The sequence below is a fragment of the Bacillus sp. CDB3 genome (assembly GCF_002081505.1).
Taxonomy (GTDB): domain Bacteria; phylum Bacillota; class Bacilli; order Bacillales; family Bacillaceae_G; genus Bacillus_A; species Bacillus_A cereus_AT.
The window spans coordinates 54,103-71,672 of record NZ_ALBR01000012.1; the positions used below are offsets into that span (position 1 = coordinate 54,103).

Genomic DNA, 17,570 nt, shown 5'->3' on the forward strand with positions numbered 1-17,570 from the left:
AGAAAATCATTGTATCATAACATACTGGTGTGATTTCAAGTTTAGGTAATTAAGGGAGGAGGGAGAATGTGACGATTGGAGAAATTATTGATTCTTTAAATAGACGCGAATCAATCGCTATTATAGCGAAACGTCTTGAAATGAGCCCTTATACTTTATCCAAAAAATTAAGGGTGATTGGATATGAATATGATGGGGAGCAGAAAAAGCGTGTCTTTATAGGCGATGGAGAAGAACCGCGTCATTTGCAACTCCAAGAAGCTACTGCCCTTCAATATGCAAAAACGGATTATCAATTACTAATTTATGAACAATTGCAAAGTATTTATGAATTGTTAAGAAAAAGAGAAGAAGTAAGCGTGCCGATTATAAGTGGAATTTCAGAGAAAAAGAAACGAACCTTTTCTATTAATACGGAAATATTAGCGAGATTAGATGTTATATCCGAAGTTAAAGGGATTCAAAAGTCTAAAATTGTAGAAGAGGCACTACAGGAATTTTTGCAACGATATGATTTTAATGAGGTGTCACATTTAGATAAATGAAGAAAAGGATACTATGTTCAAAGTAAGAACGAGTATCCTTTTTCAGGTTCATGTATATTACGAAAAAGTTAAAGGGTATGTGCGTATAATTTGTAATGAAAAGTGCTCCTTTTATAGGGAACGACATTTCCCAGTTACAGCACATACAGTTATTTGAAAAATATTTAATTTAATTTTTGAATCCGTCCATCAATAATTGGCTGAATTGGTTCTTTCAATTGTTTTACATAATCGACTAACGCTTCAAAGTCGTTTGGACCCGTTTCAGCATTTTTTCCATTTTTAAATGATACGAATCCATCACCACCCGAAGCTAGGAAAGCATTTGCAACTACGCTATACGTTTTCGTGGAAACTAATTCTTCACCATTTGTTAAACGGATATTAGTAACCTTTTCACCATTCGGTTTATTTGCATCCCAAGTATATTGAATACCTGAGATTTGGAGCATTCTCGTTGCACCTTTTTGCCATTGTTGATTTAAAATCTCGCGAATATCTTGACCTGTTAAATCTACTTTAATTAATTGATTCCCGAAAGGCTGAATACCGTATAATTCGCCCCATGTAATATCTCCAGCGTCTAAGTCATTACGAATGCCGCCAGGATTCATAAGAGCGATTTGCGCTTGCATTGTTTGTCGCTGTGCATCGGCAATTACATTTCCAAGAGTAGACTCACCAGCATCGTTTTGTTTACGGTCGATAGCTGCTGTAGATTTTCCGACAACTTCATTTACAAGCGGTGCGATTTTTTCTTTATATTGGTCTAGCTTTTGTTTTACTTGTTTATCAGGCTCTACACCTTCATGATATGTTGTAATAACTTCAGCTTTTTTCTTAACAATATCTTTTGTTTTACGATCAATTGTTACATCTACATCTGAGAAAGCCGTTCCGTAAGAGTTCGCTTGGACGATAAGTTTATTATTAACTGTACCATTTACATACGTATGACTATGTCCACCAAAAATAACATCAACTTCTGGATCTGTTTCATTTGCAATTCGAGTGAGGTCTCCATTTGTTACACCAGACTCATCAGTTGTTCCGCCGACATGCGCAAGGACTACGATAGATTTAACGCCGAGACGCTTTAATTGTTGCGCTGATTTATTAATAGCCTCTACTTCGTCAGTGATTTCTACATTTTTAAGCATAGTAGGCATAACGACATTTGGCGTATCCGTTGTAACAACTCCAATGAATCCTACAGGAACTCCGTCAACCATTTTTACAGTAAATGGTGGTAAAAATAAGCGGCCAGTTGATTTGTTATAGAAGTTTGCAGCGACATAAGGGAAGTTTGCTCCTTTGAAATTCCCTGTTTTTTCATGGTAACCACCGTAAATGAGGCGTTTCATTTCATCGATACCTTCATCGAATTCATGGTTTCCGATTGTACCAACATCAAACTTTAAGTCATTTAAAAATTCAATTGTTGGTTCGTCTTGTAATAATGCGGAAACTGGTGGGCTGGCGCCGACAATATCACCGGCATGTACGAGAAGTGTATTAGGGTTTTGTTTTTTACGTTCTTTTAAATAAGTAGCTAAATAATCAGCGCCGCCAGCTTCTTTATTGTTAATTTTTTTTACAGTGTCTAGTTGTCCATGGAAATCATTAATACCAAGCATTTGTACGTCTATGTATCGGTTTTGTTCAGCAGGAGTCTGAGATGGAGGAGCGGCGAACACGCTTGAAAAAGTCATGGTGCTTAAAATAGTGACAGCAGGAATAATTTTTTTCCACATAATTAATTTCTCCTTTTTTTATAATCTGACATCATACGACATAATTTTAATAGATTACTAGGATTATATCTACAATAAAATTTAGTTTTTTCGAAAAATTAACATATTTACAAAAAAAGAATAATAGAGAATCGGGGAGTAATACCCCTTTTTTATTGTCGATTTCACTGTGTATCCTCTATAATGGAGAAAAAAGTAAAAGGTGAGTAGTATGAAGAAAAAGAAGCAAAGACAAATGCAAAGACACTCTCAAATGAATCAACCAGAGAAAGAATCGCTTACACTAGGTGATCAATTGAACGATTCGTTAATGCAACAATTAAAGAATAAGAAAAAAGAGTTGCAAGTGAGAGAAGAGAAAAAAGAGGCAGCAGAGCAAGAAAGAAAACGTAAAGAACAAAAAGAACGTGAAAAGAATAAATCATTTGAAGAACTGTTAAGTGAAAGTAGCCTTACTTGGAAAGACTTTAAATAATAAAAAATGATCAGTGAGATGCCACTGATCATTTTTTTGACGAGTTTGTAAGAAAAGGGGAGTTAGAATGAGGGAAATTGTAGTTGTTCCGTATGAAAATCATTGGAGTGAGAAATTTCAAATGGAGGCCGAGAGATTAAAATTGGCAATGCCAGAAACGGTGAAAATCCATCATATTGGTAGTACATCAGTGCCAGGACTTGCGGCAAAGCCTATCATTGATATGATAATGGAAGTAGATAGTATTGAAAGAGTAGATCATTGGAATGAAAAGTTTGATGAGCTTGGTTACATTGTGAAAGGAGAAAATGGTATTTCAGGTCGTCGTTTTTTTATTCATGGAACTGAGGAGAAACGCTCGTATCATTTGCATGTATTTGAAAAAGGAAATCCTGAGATTACAAGGCATTTAGCATTTCGTGATTATATGATGGTTCATTGTGAAGAAGCAGAAGCGTATGCGACTTTAAAGAAAGAACTAGCTGAAAAATATACATATGATGGCACGTTGTATACAGAAGGAAAAAATGAATTTGTACGTGATGTTGATGAAAAAGCGAAAGAATGGATAGAAAGTAACGTGAACGACTGAGTTCATGTTACTTTCTAAAGGGGTATAAAATTATTATGTAAACTGTACGTATGTTTTGACATTTTGAATGAATCTTGTTGAAATAAAGTTATGGTTTATAAAAATGTAAGAATGAAAGGGAGAAAGACTGTGCATATTCCAACAACTACACTTCATAATGGTGTGAAAATGCCGATGATTGGTCTAGGCGTTTATAAAGCGAAAGAAGGCGACGAAGTTAAACAAGCAGTAAAAACAGCGTTAGAAGTTGGATACCGTTCGATTGATACAGCAACTGTATATGAAAATGAAAGCGGTGTCGGAGAAGCAGTTCGTGAATCTGGAATCCCGCGCGAAGACTTGTTTATTACAACAAAAGTTTGGAATGACGATCAAGGGTATGAGGAGACTCTTGAGGCGTTTGAAAAAAGTTTAAAGAAATTACAAATGGACTATGTAGATTTATATTTAATCCATTGGCCGATAAGAGGGAAGTATGTTGATACGTACCGTGCTCTAGAAAAGCTATACGAAGAAGGGAAAGTGCGTGCCATTGGTGTTTCTAATTTTCATAGACATCATTTAGAACTGTTATTACCAAATTGCAAAGTGAAGCCGATGGTAAACCAAGTGGAACTTCATCCAATGTTAGCACAATTTGAATTGCGTGATTTCTGTCAAGGTGAGCAAATTCAAATGGAAGCTTGGAGTCCTTTAATGAGAGGCGGCGAAGTATTCCAGCATCCAATTATTCAGGATATTGCTAAAAAATATGAGAAGACACCTGCACAAGTTATATTAAGGTGGGATATTCAAAGTGGGATTGTGACTATTCCTAAATCTGTTACGCCATCTCGTATTAAAGAGAACTTTACTATTTTTGATTTCTCATTAACTGAAGAAGAGATGGATCAAATTAATAAGTTAAATCGTAATTTACATGTAGGAACGAATCCTGATAAATATGATACGTTATAAAAAAAGACTGCCGCCTAGTGTTGGGGGCAGTCTTTTGCTTTTATCGGTATCAATATTTTAGCGATGCAAAGCATATGAATCATACTTAACAATTTTTTGAAGTTGTACATATTCTTCTTTTGTTAAAGATAACTGTTGGCTAGCCTGTACATTTTCCTGCAATTGTTGAATAGAGCTTGCACCAGGTATAACAGCTGCAACAGTTTCGTTATGTAAGCAATATTGAATAGCTGTTCCTGTTAAAGAGCTTTCTCCAATTATTTCTTTTACACTCGCGAGTGTCGTATATAATTCATCGTAAGAATAAGAAAGGTAATCTTTTTCTTTTACTCTTTCTATCTTTCTTGCATTATTGTCAGTTAGAATTCCTTTTGCAAGTGGTCCACGAGCAATAATGCTAATTTGATGTTCATTTAGAAGTGGGAACCATTCTTCAGGGCGACGATTTAAAAGGCTGTATTCCATTAGTACACTAACGATATTTGAACGTTTGGCATACTCACGGATGACATTTGGACGTATAGAAGAAATACCGTAATGGCGAATGATACCTTCTTTTTTTAATTCTTCAAAGGCTTCAATTGTTTCATCTATAGGATCTTCAATCGTCCCGCCGTGAAGTTGATAAAGATCAATATAATCAGTTTGAAGTCTACGTAAACTTTCTTTCACTTCAGCCTTTATGTAATCCTTAGAAGGATCCCAAGACCAGCCGTTTTTTTCTTCTGTCCATCGATTTCCAACCTTCGTTGTAAGAACAATTTGGTCTCGTTTCCCTTTTAAGGCTTTTCCAACAAATTCTTCGTTTAATCCATAATCATATAAATCCGCTGTATCAAAAAAATTGATTCCTAAATCGATTGCTTCATCGATAATACGCATAGCTTCAGCCTCAGATGTACCGAGAGACATACAGCCAAGTCCCATTTCTGTAACAAACAAATCTGAATTTCCTAATTGACGTTTTTTCATAGGTCAACCTCCTTATCTTTATTGTACGCAAGGGAAAAGAGGTTGACAAACGTTTACTTTTTACTTGCTGTAATCCACTCTTGTACAGTTGTATACTCTTTGCCGTATTGTTTTAGCTTATGACGAATTTGCCATGCTTTTCCGACTAAAGTGACGCGATTTGGTAAAATATAAACTTTCATTTCTATCACGCTCCTTTCAATGTGGTAAAATGTATGAGGAAAGAATAGGAAATAGAACAGGGAGATGAAGTAGTATGAGTAATCTTGCAGAAAGAACAGTAAAAACTGAACCGATTTTTGATGGTAGAGTTATAAAAGTTCGTGTTGATGAAGTAGTATTACCAAATGGAGAAATGAGTAAACGTGAAATCGTAAATCACCCTGGGGCAGTTGCTATTATTGCTATTACTGATGAAGGGAAAATTGTACTTGTCGAGCAGTATCGTAAAGCTCTTGAAAAGGCAATTGTGGAAATCCCTGCTGGGAAGTTAGAACCTGGAGAAAAGCCAGAAGTAACAGCAGTTCGTGAATTAGAAGAAGAAACAGGATATGTATGTGAAAAATATGGAGCTTATTACATCTTTTTATACATCACCTGGTTTTGCAGATGAGATTTTATATGTATATAAGGCGACAGGATTAAAACAAAAAGAAAATAAAGCAGCTTTAGATGAAGATGAATTTGTGGAGTTAATGGAAGTGTCATTAGAAGAAGCAATTGATCTTATGAAAGATCTTCGCATTCATGATGCGAAGACGATGTTCGCTGTGCAATATTTACAATTACAAAAATAAAACACTCGCCTTAGGCGAGTGTTTTTTTAATTAATTTTTGCATATACACGTGCATCGCGTAAGCTACCATCTGGTGCTAGGAAATCATTTTCCATAGTACCTTCTAAAATAAATTCTAGACGTTCTGCTAAGTTACATGCGTTCACGTTTGTTGCATCAGTACGAATTTCAATTCTTCTAGCACCTAGCTTATCAAAAGCGAACTGAATCGCACCTTTAACAGCTTCTGTCATATAGCCTTGTTTTGTATAGGCGCTATGTAACCAGAAGTGAAGTGAAAACTTTGGAATGTCCCAGTTTTCAGGCTTAAGAGTAATAGCTCCGATGAATGTACCAGATACTTTATCGTATAAGTGAAAATCAAGTGTTTCACGAAGTAAAAACTGTCCGTGAGCTTCGCGAACAATTTCTTCCGCACTCTCTTCTGTTTCAGCTGTAATTGGTATCCACGGTAATAAGTCTTCTAGAGAAGCTTGGATTGCTTCATATACTTCTGTACCGTCACCTGGAAACGGCTTACGTACTTGCAAGCGCTCAGTTTGAAATAATGTTGGAAAATCTAATAATAATGGTTTCAAGAGAAATCCCTCCTATTCTCTACTATTTAGTTTAGCAAAGTAGAGCGGAATTTCAATGTTAATTCGTCATACTTTTTTTCTTTCTTTCATACATTTTTAGTAAGAGTGTGAACGGAGGGAAGGAAAATGTGGCGAAAAAATTGGCAAGACCGTGTAATGTCTCACATACAGGAAAACTCTTCATTATATATATTTAATGCTGTTTTATTATTGATGGGAGTAATATTTGGAGCAATTCTTGTGAATAGTTTACAAATAAACCAAAAGCAAGATTTATCATTTTATTTACAGCGTTTTTTTGGACAAGTTTCTAAAGGAGAATTTGCTATTGCGGGCGAAATGTTTCGAGAAAGTTACTTTTCGCAATTAAAATACATCGGCTTTATTTGGATTTTGGGGATTTCGATTATTGGGTTACCACTCATTTTTATTTTACTATTTTTGAAAGGAGTAGTTGTTGGATTTACAGTAGGTTTTTTAGTAAGTCAGCACGGATGGAATGGACTATTATTAGCATTTGTATCTGTATTACCACAAAATCTAATTATAATTCCTGTATTTCTCGTTATGACAACAATTGCTGCAAGCTTTTCTTTGAGAATGATTAGGCACCAATTTATCCGGAAAATAACCGAGCCACTATTACCGTTACTAATTCGCTATACATGCTTTTTTCTAGTGATTGGAGCGGTGTTAGCTATTGCTTCTAGTATCGAAGCATATGCATCACCAGTTTTAATGAAAGAAGTCGTGGAAGCTATTAATAAACAATAAATACTTTTTGAGAATAATTATCAATTTGTTTTTATTGTTTTTCTTTTGACAGAAGCCCTTCTTCTGATATAATGGTGTAAGAGTGGCGAGGAGGGAGTAGTACCGAATGGAAGAAAGAATTGAACGAATTAAGAAGCAATTACATGCAGCGAGCTATAAATTGACACCACAACGTGAAGCAACAGTTCGTGTGCTGCTAGAGAATGAAGAAGATCATTTAAGCGCAGAAGATGTATACCTCCTTGTAAAAGAAAAGTCGCCAGAGATCGGATTAGCAACCGTCTATAGAACTTTAGAGTTATTGTCTGAGTTAAAAGTTGTCGATAAGATTAACTTCGGAGACGGTGTTTCACGCTATGACTTACGCCAAGAAGGTGCACAGCGTTTCCACCACCATTTAATCTGTACACAATGCGGTGCTGTACAAGAAATACAAGAAGATTTACTTGGTGAAGTGGAGAATAAAGTAGAACGAGACTGGAGCTTTAAGGTGAAAGATCATCGTTTAACATTCCATGGGATTTGTAAAAGTTGTCAAGAAAATGAAACGGATGAAAAATAACCTTTTCCTATTTAACTAGGAAGAGGTTTTTTATTTGAATAAGGTATAAATTGGTGAAAGCTTGGCATATGTTGTAATAACTTATATTTTGGAGGAATTTACAATGCGCCGAGCTTTAAAATTAACTTTTGATGGGATGAAAGTATTTTTATTATTTACGAGTTGTACGATTTTGTTTTATTTCGCTATACTATGGATAAATGAAGAATATGAAAGTTACCATCGATATGAAAAGCCAAAAGAAGAGACTGTAGAAAAAGTATCAGGGAATGAGGAGCCGGCAAAGGATGCTTTCGTAAATAGAATGATGTTTTTCTATGAAAATGGGGAGTAGTGTATATTGGAAGATCAATTAAAAGATTTTATTCATTATATGATTGTTGAAAAAGGGTTAGCGAAAAATACAGTTGTATCTTATGAACGTGATTTGAAAAGCTATGTGAAGTATTTACAAAATGTAGAACAGACGAAGACATTTCATGAAGTGACGCGTATACACATTGTTAACTTTTTGCAGTATTTAAAAGAAAACGGAAAATCTTCAAAAACATTGGCACGTCATATTGCATCGATTCGTTCGTTTCACCAATTTTTACTTCGTGAACGAGCGGTGGAGCATGACCCATCGGTACATATTGAAACGCCGCAAGGGGAACGGAAATTACCAAAAGTATTATCGATTGACGAAGTAGAAGCATTACTTCAGACTCCGAAAGCGGTGAGTGCTTTTGGGATTCGTGATAAGGCAATGTTGGAGTTATTGTATGCAACAGGACTTCGTGTTTCAGAATTAATTGCATTAAATTTAGAAGATGTACACTTGACTATGGGATTTGTCCGCTGTATAGGGAAAGGGAATAAAGAAAGAATTATTCCATTAGGAAGCTTAGCAACGGAAGCAATTCAAAGGTATATTGAAAAAGGAAGAAGAGAACTGATGGGTAAAAAAGCAGTGGATGCACTCTTTTTAAACCATCATGGTAATCGATTATCAAGACAAGGGTTTTGGAAAATTTTAAAACGATTAGCGAAAGAAGCAAATATTGAAAAAGAGCTTACACCGCATACGTTGCGTCACTCGTTTGCTACGCATTTATTAGAAAATGGGGCAGACTTACGTGCCGTGCAAGAAATGCTTGGACATGCAGATATTTCAACGACACAAATTTATACGCATGTTTCAAAAACTAGATTAAAAGATGTATATAAACAGTTTCATCCGAGAGCATAGTTACTATGCTCTTTTTTCATAGATTAAGAAGAGCAAACCGTTTCACAGAAACTTCACAAACATTTCGTATATTGTTTTCAGCAGAAGACTGGAATATTACAATGTATTTCCTCTATACTAAAGAAAGTATGAAGGAGGAAATGATGATGAAAAAACTTATTATGACGCTATTTATCGCGATGCTAGCATTGGCTGGCTGTAATACAAACAAAGAAGAATCGAAAAAAGAACCGAAAAAAGAACAGAAACTTGAAGCTGTAAAAGTAGCAGTTCAAACGAATCCGAAGGAAATTAAACCTGGTGAAAAAACAGAAGTACAAGCACTTGTTACACAAGGAAAAGAAAAAGTAACAGATGCTGATGATGTAAAGTTTGAAATTTGGAAAACAGGCGACGAAAAACACGAGATGTTAGATGGTAAGCATAAAGGAAAAGGTGTTTATGCGGTAGAGAAAACGTTCGAAACTGATGGAGTATATCATATTATTGCTCATACAAATGCACGTGAAATGCATGTTATGCCGGAAGTAAAAGTGGCTGTGGGAAATGCGAAAGTTGAAGATGCGAAAAAAGAAAATAGCGATCACAGTGCAGGACACGGTGATCATAAAAGTGACACAATGATTCACCTTATGGCTGGTGACATAAAAGCAAATGCTGAATCAACAATGAAAGTTCATTTAAAACAAAAAGAAGAAGCACTAACTGGTGCTGAAGTACAACTTGAAATTTGGAAAGACGGCGTTGAAAAGCATGAATTTATTCCAGCAAAAGAGGGGAATAAAGGCGAATATGAAAGTAAGCATACTTTCAAAGAGAATGGTGCTTATAAAGTGAAAGTTCATGTAAGAAAAGGCGAATTACATGAACACAAAGAAGAAACAGTAGAAGTAAAATAAAAAGCAGCTCTTTAGAGCTGCTTTTTATTTTTATATTAGGAAATATGTTATAAAATAATTAGCACTTCTTCGCAGAATGGATTACAATAGAAGTGTGAATAAAATAAGAAATTCTACGAAAATGTATTAAAAAGAAAGCGTAAACATGTTATGATATCAATATCAGATGTCTGACATCTGACTTAGAAAAAATTAGAAATTTTTTTGATTCGTTTGAAAGTAAAACGAAAAAGTTAGAGAATGATTTAAAGCAGTACTGTTTAATAATGAGGACGAAAGATAATTCCCATTGATAACAGTTTCACTTTATAGCGTTTTGAACATACTACAAGAAGTAGAACTGAACATATAGGAGGTTGCAGTTATGAATAAATATAAACGTATTTTCCTAGTCGTGATGGACTCTGTGGGAATCGGTGAGGCACCTGATGCTGAGCAGTTTGGTGATTTAGGTTCTGATACAATTGGTCATATCGCTGAACATATGAATGGATTAAACATGCCAAACATGGTGAAATTAGGTCTTGGTAATATTCGTGAAATGAAAGGGATCTCTAAAGTAGAGAAACCGCTTGGATATTATACAAAAATGCAAGAGAAATCTACCGGTAAAGATACAATGACAGGTCACTGGGAAATTATGGGCCTTTACATTGATACACCATTCCAAGTATTCCCTGAAGGATTCCCGAAAGAATTACTTGATGAATTAGAAGAAAAAACGGGCCGTAAAATTATCGGTAATAAGCCAGCTTCTGGAACAGAAATTCTTGATGAGCTTGGTCAAGAGCAAATGGAAACAGGCTCTTTAATCGTTTACACTTCTGCTGATAGTGTATTACAAATTGCAGCACACGAAGAAGTAGTGCCACTTGATGAGTTATATAAAATTTGTAAAATTGCCCGTGAACTAACGTTAGATGAGAAGTACATGGTAGGACGTGTTATCGCTCGTCCGTTCGTTGGAGAACCAGGAAAATTCACACGTACACCAAATCGTCATGACTATGCATTAAAACCATTTGGTCGCACAGTAATGAATGAATTAAAAGATAGTGACTACGATGTTATTGCTATCGGTAAAATTTCTGACATTTATGATGGCGAAGGGGTAACGGAATCACTTCGTACGAAGTCTAACATGGATGGAATGGATAAGCTTGTAGATACATTAAACATGGACTTTACAGGTCTTAGCTTCTTAAACTTAGTTGACTTTGATGCATTATTCGGTCACCGTCGTGATCCACAAGGATATGGAGAAGCTCTGCAAGAATATGATGCACGTCTTCCAGAAGTATTCGAAAAACTTAAAGAAGATGATTTATTATTAATTACAGCAGACCATGGTAATGATCCAGTACATCCTGGTACTGATCATACACGTGAATATGTACCGTTATTAGCATATAGCCCAAGCATGAATGAAGGCGGACAAGAATTATCACTTCGTCAAACATTTGCTGATATTGGTGCAACTGTAGCAGAAAACTTCGGTGTGAAAATGCCAGAATACGGAACAAGCTTCTTAAACGAGCTAAAGAAATAGGGGGATAAACAAATGAATCGTGAACTTATTACAAAATCAGCTTCATACTTAAAAGAGAAATTTCAAGAAACACCACAAGTAGGACTAATCCTTGGATCTGGACTAGGTGTATTAGCAGATGAAATCGAGAATGCGGTAACAGTACCATACAGTGAAATCCCTGAATTCCCAGTTTCAACTGTAGAAGGACATGCAGGTCAATTAGTATTCGGTACACTTCAAGGTGTAACTGTAGTAGCAATGCAAGGACGTTTCCATTTCTACGAAGGATATGACATGCAAAAAGTAACATTCCCAGTTCGTGTTATGAAAGAACTAGGGGTAGAAACAGTTGTTGTAACGAACGCAGCTGGTGGTGTAAATACATCATTTGAACCAGGCGATCTTATGTTAATTTCAGACCACATTAACTTCATGGGTACGAATCCATTAATCGGACCAAATGATTCTGAAATGGGTGTACGTTTCCCTGATATGTCTACATCTTATACGACAGAACTTCGCGAAATGGCGAAACAAGTTGCAGCAGATTTAAATATTAAAGTACAAGAAGGTGTATATGTTGGAATGACAGGTCCTGTATATGAAACACCTGCTGAAATTCGTATGCTTCGTACACTTGGCGGAGATGCAGTGGGTATGTCAACAGTACCTGAAGTAATTGTAGCTCGTCATGCTGGTATGAAAGTACTTGGTATTTCTTGTATTTCAAATATGGCAGCTGGTATTTTAGATCAGCCACTTCACCATGATGAAGTAATTGAAACGACAGAACGTGTTAAAGCTAACTTCTTAGCATTAGTAAAAGCAATCGTAAAACAAATGAAGGGGTGACTTCACAATGAGAATGGTGGACCTAATTGCAAAAAAACGTGATGGACATGCATTAACGACAGAAGAGATTAACTTTATTGTTGAAGGATACACAAATGGTGATATTCCCGATTATCAAGTAAGTTCACTTGCAATGGCAATTTTCTTCCAAGATATGAATGATCAAGAACGTGCAGATTTAACGATGGCAATGGTAAATAGCGGTGATACAATTGATTTATCAGCCATTGAAGGGGTAAAAGTAGATAAGCATTCAACAGGTGGTGTTGGTGATACAACGACACTTGTATTAGGTCCATTAGTAGCTGCTTTAGGTGTACCAGTAGCGAAAATGTCTGGACGTGGTTTAGGACATACTGGTGGTACAATTGATAAATTAGAAGCAGTTCCAGGATTCCATGTGGAAATTGAAAATGATGAATTCATGCGTCTTGTAAATGAAAATAAAATTGCTGTTATCGGTCAAAGTGGAAACTTAACACCCGCTGATAAAAAATTGTATGCACTTCGTGATGTAACGGCAACAGTAAACTCAATTCCGCTTATTGCAAGCTCGATTATGAGTAAAAAAATTGCTGCTGGTGCAGATGCAATTGTTCTTGATGTAAAAACTGGAGCAGGAGCATTTATGAAAACGGATGAAGATGCAAAGCGTTTAGCAGAAGCGATGGTACGCATCGGTAATAACGTTGGTCGTAATACGATGGCGGTTATTTCTGATATGAGTCAGCCGCTTGGTGAAGCAATTGGTAACGCATTAGAAGTACAAGAAGCAATTGATACATTACAAGGTAAGGGACCGAAAGATTTAGAAGAGTTATGTTTAACACTTGGAAGTCAGATGGTGTACCTTGCTGGACAAGCTTCATCTTTAGAAGATGCGCGTGAAAAGTTAATTGAAGTAATGAACAATGGTAAAGCGCTAGAATCATTTAAAACGTTCTTATCAGCGCAAGGCGGCGATGCATCTGTTGTTGATGATCCTTCTAAATTGCCACAAGCACAATTTAAAATTGAAGTGGAAGCAAAAGAAGACGGTTACGTATCGGAAATCGTTGCAGATGAAATCGGAACAGCAGCAATGCTTTTAGGAGCAGGGCGTGCAACGAAAGAGTCTGAAATTGATTTAGCAGTTGGTCTAATGCTTCGCAAAAAAGTAGGCGATAGCGTGAAAAAAGGTGACTCTCTTGTTACAATTTACGCAAACCGCGAAAATGTTGAAGATGTAAAAGCGAAAATTTATGAGAACATGAAAATCGCTAAAGACCATGTAGATGCGCCGACACTAGTGCACGGCATCGTTACTAAATAATAAAGAAGAACCAAGGAGTATTTCTCCTTGGCTTTTTTTACTATTTTTTGTTTATAATAATAATGGGTGAAATTATGATTAGAATTTGTGCAATAACGAAAAAAAATGAAGTTTTATATGATGTTTCGCTGGAAGACACGAAAAAAGAAAACATCGTATGGTATTGGCTTGATTTATATAAGCCGACGAAAGAGGAGTATACATATATTTTACAAGATCACTTCAAGTTCCATCCCCTTGCGATTGAAGATTGTGTAGAGTATGTACAGAGGCCAAAGGTAGATTTTTATGATGGATATAACTTTTTAGTTCTCCATGCATTCGGAGAAGACGGATTAGAACCGCATGAAATCGATTTATTTGTTAGTGATCGATATATAGTCTCTTTCCACTTCTCTCATAATAATGCGATTGAAAGAGTATGGAAAACGCTCGGTGAGAAAAAACGTATTAAGAAGAGCCCTTTAAATGTAGCACATACAATTATTGACCAAATTGTAGATGATTATTTCGCACCTGTTTATTACATTGAAGACCATTTAAATGCAATTGATGATAATTTAACGGGTGAGACAGCAGGAAGTGTGCTAGAAGAGGTATTTGATATTCGTGCAGATTTATCTAAACTAAGGCGTACGATTATTCCGATGCGTGATTTATTGTACCGCATTTTAAATTCAACTCGTTTTTACGGTATAAGCGATCATGAAATTTATTTTAAAGATATACATGATCATTTGCTTAAACTGACAGAGATGATTGAAGCAAGCCGTGAATTAACAGCAGATATTCGAGATAGTTACTTTTCACTGAATTCCCACCATATGAACAACATTATGAAAACATTAACTGTTTTCTCAACTATTTTCATGCCGTTAACATTTATTGCAGGGGTATACGGCATGAACTTTTCACATATGCCAGAGCTTGGCGGGAAGTATAGTTATTTTATCTGTTTATTTTTAATGGCGTTAATTGGCGGGGGAATGATGGCTTGGTTTTATAAAAAAGGATGGTTTAAGTAAAAAAACACCGAGAGCTTTTCCTCGGTGTTTTTTACTAGCCAATAGCGTGTAATACGAACATGGCTAAGAATAAGCATGTAATGATATACATGGATGGTGCAACCTCTTTACGCTTTCCAATAGCAACTTTCAAGATAGGATAAGCAATAAATCCGAATGCAATGCCATCAGCGATACTATATGTGAGCGGAATCATAACGATAATTAAAAACGCTGGAAATCCTTCTGAAAAGTCGTTCAGAGGAATTTGTTGAATGCTTGTAATCATCAGGCCGCCAATAATAATTAAGATTGGTGCAATGGCACTATCAGGAATTAGTTTGACAAACGGAAGTGCAAACAGTGACGCGAAGAATAACAACCCTGTAACGATAGACGTCAGACCTGTTTTTCCACCTGCAGTAATACCTGCGGCACTCTCTACTGTTGAAACGGTAGGACTTGTGCCAAATAGACCACATGTCATTGCTGAAATTGCATTTGCTTGGTAAGCACGTGGGAATTTACAGTCATCTTCTAATAAACCGTGCAGTAGTCCCATGTTCTCAAAAATAAGCACCATGCTTAAGGAGAATGTTGCAATCCAAAATGGTAAGGAAGAAAGTTTCCCAAATGACATAGCTCCAAACACATCGCCGTAATTAGCGAATGAAAACGAACTATTGCCCACTTGACTCGTATCAACAAGGCCAAATAGCCATGCAATACCAGTTCCAATTGCAATCGTCCATAAAAAGTTTCCACGTACGTTACGCACAAATAGCACAAGTGCCACAATAAGAGTAAGTAGTGTTGCAAGAACGACAGGACTACTTAATTTCCCCATTGCAACAGCAGTATTAGGATGCGAAACGACTAAACCACCTTTTTGCAAGCCGATGAAAGCTAAAAATAACCCGATACCGACAGTGATCGCTTCCTTTAATGACTTTGGAATCGATACCGAAAGCACGCGAGCAATCGGTGTAAAAGCAGCAATTGCAAAAATAATACCGGCGATAAAAACAGCTGCTAATGCTTCTTGCCAAGCTAGACCGAGCGTGTGCACAGCAGTGTACGTGAAGAATGCATTTACACCCATACCTGGGACAAGAATAGCAGGTGCATTTGCCCAAAATGCCATAAGTAGACATCCGACAAATGAACTAAAAACAGTTGCTAAAATTCCAGCTTCAAGAGGAATGCCGGCATCTGATAAGATTGATGCATTTACAATCATAATATAAACGATCGTGAAAAATGACGTGACTCCAGCTAAAACTTCTTGTTTTGGTGATGTTTGGTGTAAGTCTAATTTAAATGTTCTTTCAAGTATTCCTTTCATGTTAAACCTTCTTTTTCATATCCCTCTCCCACCCGTGATATCTCTTTTGTAAGAGCTCACCGTCCTTTATTATATCAGAACATCATGTTTTTACAACAACGAAAATGATAACGTTTACTTATAAACGAAATTATTTATAGATACGTAAAAATGGCTCGTATGGTTGAAATAATTTCTAGTTCTCCAGATTGAATGGGCGGGGCTGCTTGTGCATGTAAAGTAGCATAGGATGCAACCTCCCGTGGTAATTGGGCAGATTCTTCAACGAGTGAGAGGGGAACAGGATTAATGTTTAAATTGTAGGTACTCGCAATAGCACGAGCTTTTTCTACTGCTTGGTGCAGAGCCTGAATGAGAGCTTGCTCATAATATTTATTTGGATGAGATATTCGAAAACGTAACCCTTTTGCTACGTTTGCACCATTCGTCACGGCTATATCATATACTTCCCCTGCTTTTTGTACATTTAAAACGGTAATTTCATACAAATGCTCCACACGGTAGCCTTGTAGTAAGGCTTTATCATTTACATATTCGTATTGAGGGGTAATCGTATAAGAAATAGTTTCTATATCTTTATCGGCAATACCTAGCTGTTTGAGTGCATCAAGCAATTGTTTCGATTGCACTGCATTTTCTTCTTGCGCTTGTTTTACATTTTTACTATCTGTTCGAATGCCTAGTGTTAATATGACAACATTTGGTTTGGCTTTTATAATGCCTTCTCCTTGTACAGTAATAGTAGCTTCTTTACCAGTATTTGTCGTACGGATATTATGTAAATACGGATTCATTCCACTTTGCATTTATGTTCACCATCCTTTTTTTACATGTATATGTGTGAACAAAAAAGAAAATCGTATGAAAAAAGTTACATAAATGAGAATGTTAAGGGAAGAAAGCATATACAACATAGGTATTTATAGATTATAATATGTATAAATATGATAAAAAAGGGACGAGGCTAGTGAACGAAAATAGAGAAACACTGATTTTAGATTTATCTGCATCATTTCGAAAGATGATACGTTTATTACAAAATGATATTAATACACGTTTTTCAGAGCATATGCCATATAATGAATTCTCTGTATTACGTGCGTTATTTTTAAAAAGTCCACAGATGGCTTCGCAAATTGCGAGTGAAGTAAACGTAACCTCCAGTCATATTACAGCTGTAACAGATCGTCTCGTGCGAAAAGGGTTTGTTGAAAGAAAGAGATCAAATTCAGACCGTCGTATCGTATACTTAGAAATTACAGAAAACGGACGAGAAGTAACTGAAAAACTTGAAGCTGTGCGTAAAGAATATTATAAAGAGAGATTTAAAGGTTGGAGCGACCAAGAGATAGAAATGGTTTTAGAACTATTTGGCCGCGTCTTATAATAA

General features: G+C 36.1%; 20 protein-coding genes and 1 pseudogene. 15 read left to right on the plus strand and 6 right to left on the minus strand.

The genetic code is table 11. The features are described from left to right. Positions 1–68 precede the first annotated feature (68 nt). Positions 69–545, plus strand: coding sequence for a ribbon-helix-helix domain-containing protein (locus tag CDB3_RS03645; protein WP_128853503.1), 477 nt, complete (start codon positions 69–71; stop codon positions 543–545). Positions 546–709: 164 nt separating this feature from the next. Here CDB3_RS03645 and CDB3_RS03650 read toward each other — a convergent pair whose 3' ends face one another. Next, on the minus strand, positions 710–2,299 hold the full coding sequence (locus tag CDB3_RS03650; protein ID WP_128853504.1) for a bifunctional metallophosphatase/5'-nucleotidase: 1,590 nt from the start codon (positions 2,297–2,299) through the stop codon (positions 710–712). Between the two features lie 211 nt (positions 2,300–2,510). On the opposite strand from CDB3_RS03650, the gene CDB3_RS03655 reads away from it, so the two are divergent. The 3 genes from CDB3_RS03655 to CDB3_RS03665 all read left to right on the plus strand — a co-directional run bounded on the left by CDB3_RS03655 (position 2,511) and on the right by CDB3_RS03665 (position 4,323). Continuing rightward, positions 2,511–2,774 (plus strand): YqkE family protein, encoded by a 264-nt coding sequence (locus CDB3_RS03655; RefSeq protein WP_002190580.1) that lies wholly within the window; start codon positions 2,511–2,513, stop codon positions 2,772–2,774. A gap of 67 nt (positions 2,775–2,841) precedes the next feature. After that, on the plus strand, positions 2,842–3,366 hold the full coding sequence (locus CDB3_RS03660; protein WP_128853505.1) for a GrpB family protein: 525 nt from the start codon (positions 2,842–2,844) through the stop codon (positions 3,364–3,366). 129 nt (positions 3,367–3,495) lie between these two features. Then, entirely contained in the window at positions 3,496–4,323 is an 828-nt protein-coding gene (locus tag CDB3_RS03665) for an aldo/keto reductase (RefSeq protein WP_128853506.1), read from the plus strand. 57 nt (positions 4,324–4,380) lie between these two features. Here CDB3_RS03665 and lolS read toward each other — a convergent pair whose 3' ends face one another. Then, positions 4,381–5,295, minus strand: a complete 915-nt coding sequence (lolS, locus tag CDB3_RS03670; protein WP_128853507.1) for an aldo/keto reductase — start codon at positions 5,293–5,295, stop codon at positions 4,381–4,383. A 53-nt stretch (positions 5,296–5,348) separates the two neighbouring features. Then, positions 5,349–5,477 (minus strand): Z-ring formation inhibitor MciZ, encoded by a 129-nt coding sequence (mciZ, locus tag CDB3_RS03675; RefSeq protein WP_000870298.1) that lies wholly within the window; start codon positions 5,475–5,477, stop codon positions 5,349–5,351. 74 nt (positions 5,478–5,551) lie between these two features. Between mciZ and CDB3_RS03680 the strand changes: the two are divergent. Beyond that, positions 5,552–6,092, plus strand: a pseudogene (locus CDB3_RS03680) (NUDIX hydrolase). 26 nt (positions 6,093–6,118) lie between these two features. On the opposite strand, the gene CDB3_RS03685 reads toward CDB3_RS03680, so the two are convergent. After that, on the minus strand, positions 6,119–6,670 hold the full coding sequence (locus CDB3_RS03685) for a GNAT family N-acetyltransferase (RefSeq protein WP_128853508.1): 552 nt from the start codon (positions 6,668–6,670) through the stop codon (positions 6,119–6,121). 126 nt (positions 6,671–6,796) lie between these two features. Between CDB3_RS03685 and spoIIM the strand changes: the two genes are divergently transcribed. The 9 genes from spoIIM to corA all read left to right on the plus strand — a co-directional run bounded on the left by spoIIM (position 6,797) and on the right by corA (position 14,856). Beyond that, positions 6,797–7,444, plus strand: coding sequence for a stage II sporulation protein M (spoIIM, locus tag CDB3_RS03690; protein WP_128853509.1), 648 nt, complete (start codon positions 6,797–6,799; stop codon positions 7,442–7,444). Between the two features lie 106 nt (positions 7,445–7,550). Further along, positions 7,551–8,006, plus strand: a complete 456-nt coding sequence (gene fur / locus CDB3_RS03695) for a ferric iron uptake transcriptional regulator (RefSeq protein ID WP_097830794.1) — start codon at positions 7,551–7,553, stop codon at positions 8,004–8,006. A gap of 103 nt (positions 8,007–8,109) precedes the next feature. After that, positions 8,110–8,340, plus strand: coding sequence for a YqzK family protein (locus CDB3_RS03700; protein WP_001250436.1), 231 nt, complete (start codon positions 8,110–8,112; stop codon positions 8,338–8,340). Positions 8,341–8,346: 6 nt separating this feature from the next. After that, positions 8,347–9,237, plus strand: a complete 891-nt coding sequence (xerD, locus tag CDB3_RS03705; protein WP_097830795.1) for a site-specific tyrosine recombinase XerD — start codon at positions 8,347–8,349, stop codon at positions 9,235–9,237. A 143-nt stretch (positions 9,238–9,380) separates the two neighbouring features. Continuing rightward, on the plus strand, positions 9,381–10,136 hold the full coding sequence (locus CDB3_RS03710) for a FixH family protein (protein ID WP_128853510.1): 756 nt from the start codon (positions 9,381–9,383) through the stop codon (positions 10,134–10,136). 364 nt (positions 10,137–10,500) lie between these two features. Then, complete coding sequence (deoB, locus tag CDB3_RS03715) at positions 10,501–11,685, plus strand: phosphopentomutase (RefSeq protein ID WP_128853511.1); 1,185 nt, start codon at positions 10,501–10,503, stop codon at positions 11,683–11,685. A 12-nt stretch (positions 11,686–11,697) separates the two neighbouring features. After that, positions 11,698–12,519 (plus strand): purine-nucleoside phosphorylase, encoded by an 822-nt coding sequence (locus CDB3_RS03720; protein ID WP_001078444.1) that lies wholly within the window; start codon positions 11,698–11,700, stop codon positions 12,517–12,519. Positions 12,520–12,526: 7 nt separating this feature from the next. After that, on the plus strand, positions 12,527–13,831 hold the full coding sequence (locus tag CDB3_RS03725; RefSeq protein WP_002173315.1) for a pyrimidine-nucleoside phosphorylase: 1,305 nt from the start codon (positions 12,527–12,529) through the stop codon (positions 13,829–13,831). Positions 13,832–13,893: 62 nt separating this feature from the next. Then, positions 13,894–14,856 carry a magnesium/cobalt transporter CorA gene (gene corA, locus CDB3_RS03730; RefSeq protein WP_128853512.1) on the plus strand — a complete coding sequence of 321 codons (963 nt, stop codon included), beginning with the start codon at positions 13,894–13,896 and terminating at the stop codon, positions 14,854–14,856. A gap of 34 nt (positions 14,857–14,890) precedes the next feature. Here the strand turns inward: corA and CDB3_RS03735 are convergent, their stop codons facing one another. Both CDB3_RS03735 and CDB3_RS03740 read right to left on the minus strand, forming a co-directional pair. After that, on the minus strand, positions 14,891–16,180 hold the full coding sequence (locus tag CDB3_RS03735) for an NCS2 family permease (protein WP_128853513.1): 1,290 nt from the start codon (positions 16,178–16,180) through the stop codon (positions 14,891–14,893). A 134-nt stretch (positions 16,181–16,314) separates the two neighbouring features. Continuing rightward, positions 16,315–16,986, minus strand: a complete 672-nt coding sequence (locus CDB3_RS03740) for an SIMPL domain-containing protein (RefSeq protein WP_071746969.1) — start codon at positions 16,984–16,986, stop codon at positions 16,315–16,317. A gap of 161 nt (positions 16,987–17,147) precedes the next feature. Here CDB3_RS03740 and CDB3_RS03745 point away from each other — a divergent pair, with 161 nt between their 5' ends. Next, entirely contained in the window at positions 17,148–17,567 is a 420-nt protein-coding gene (locus CDB3_RS03745) for a MarR family winged helix-turn-helix transcriptional regulator (protein ID WP_001004995.1), read from the plus strand. The last annotated feature ends 3 nt before the right edge of the window (positions 17,568–17,570 follow it).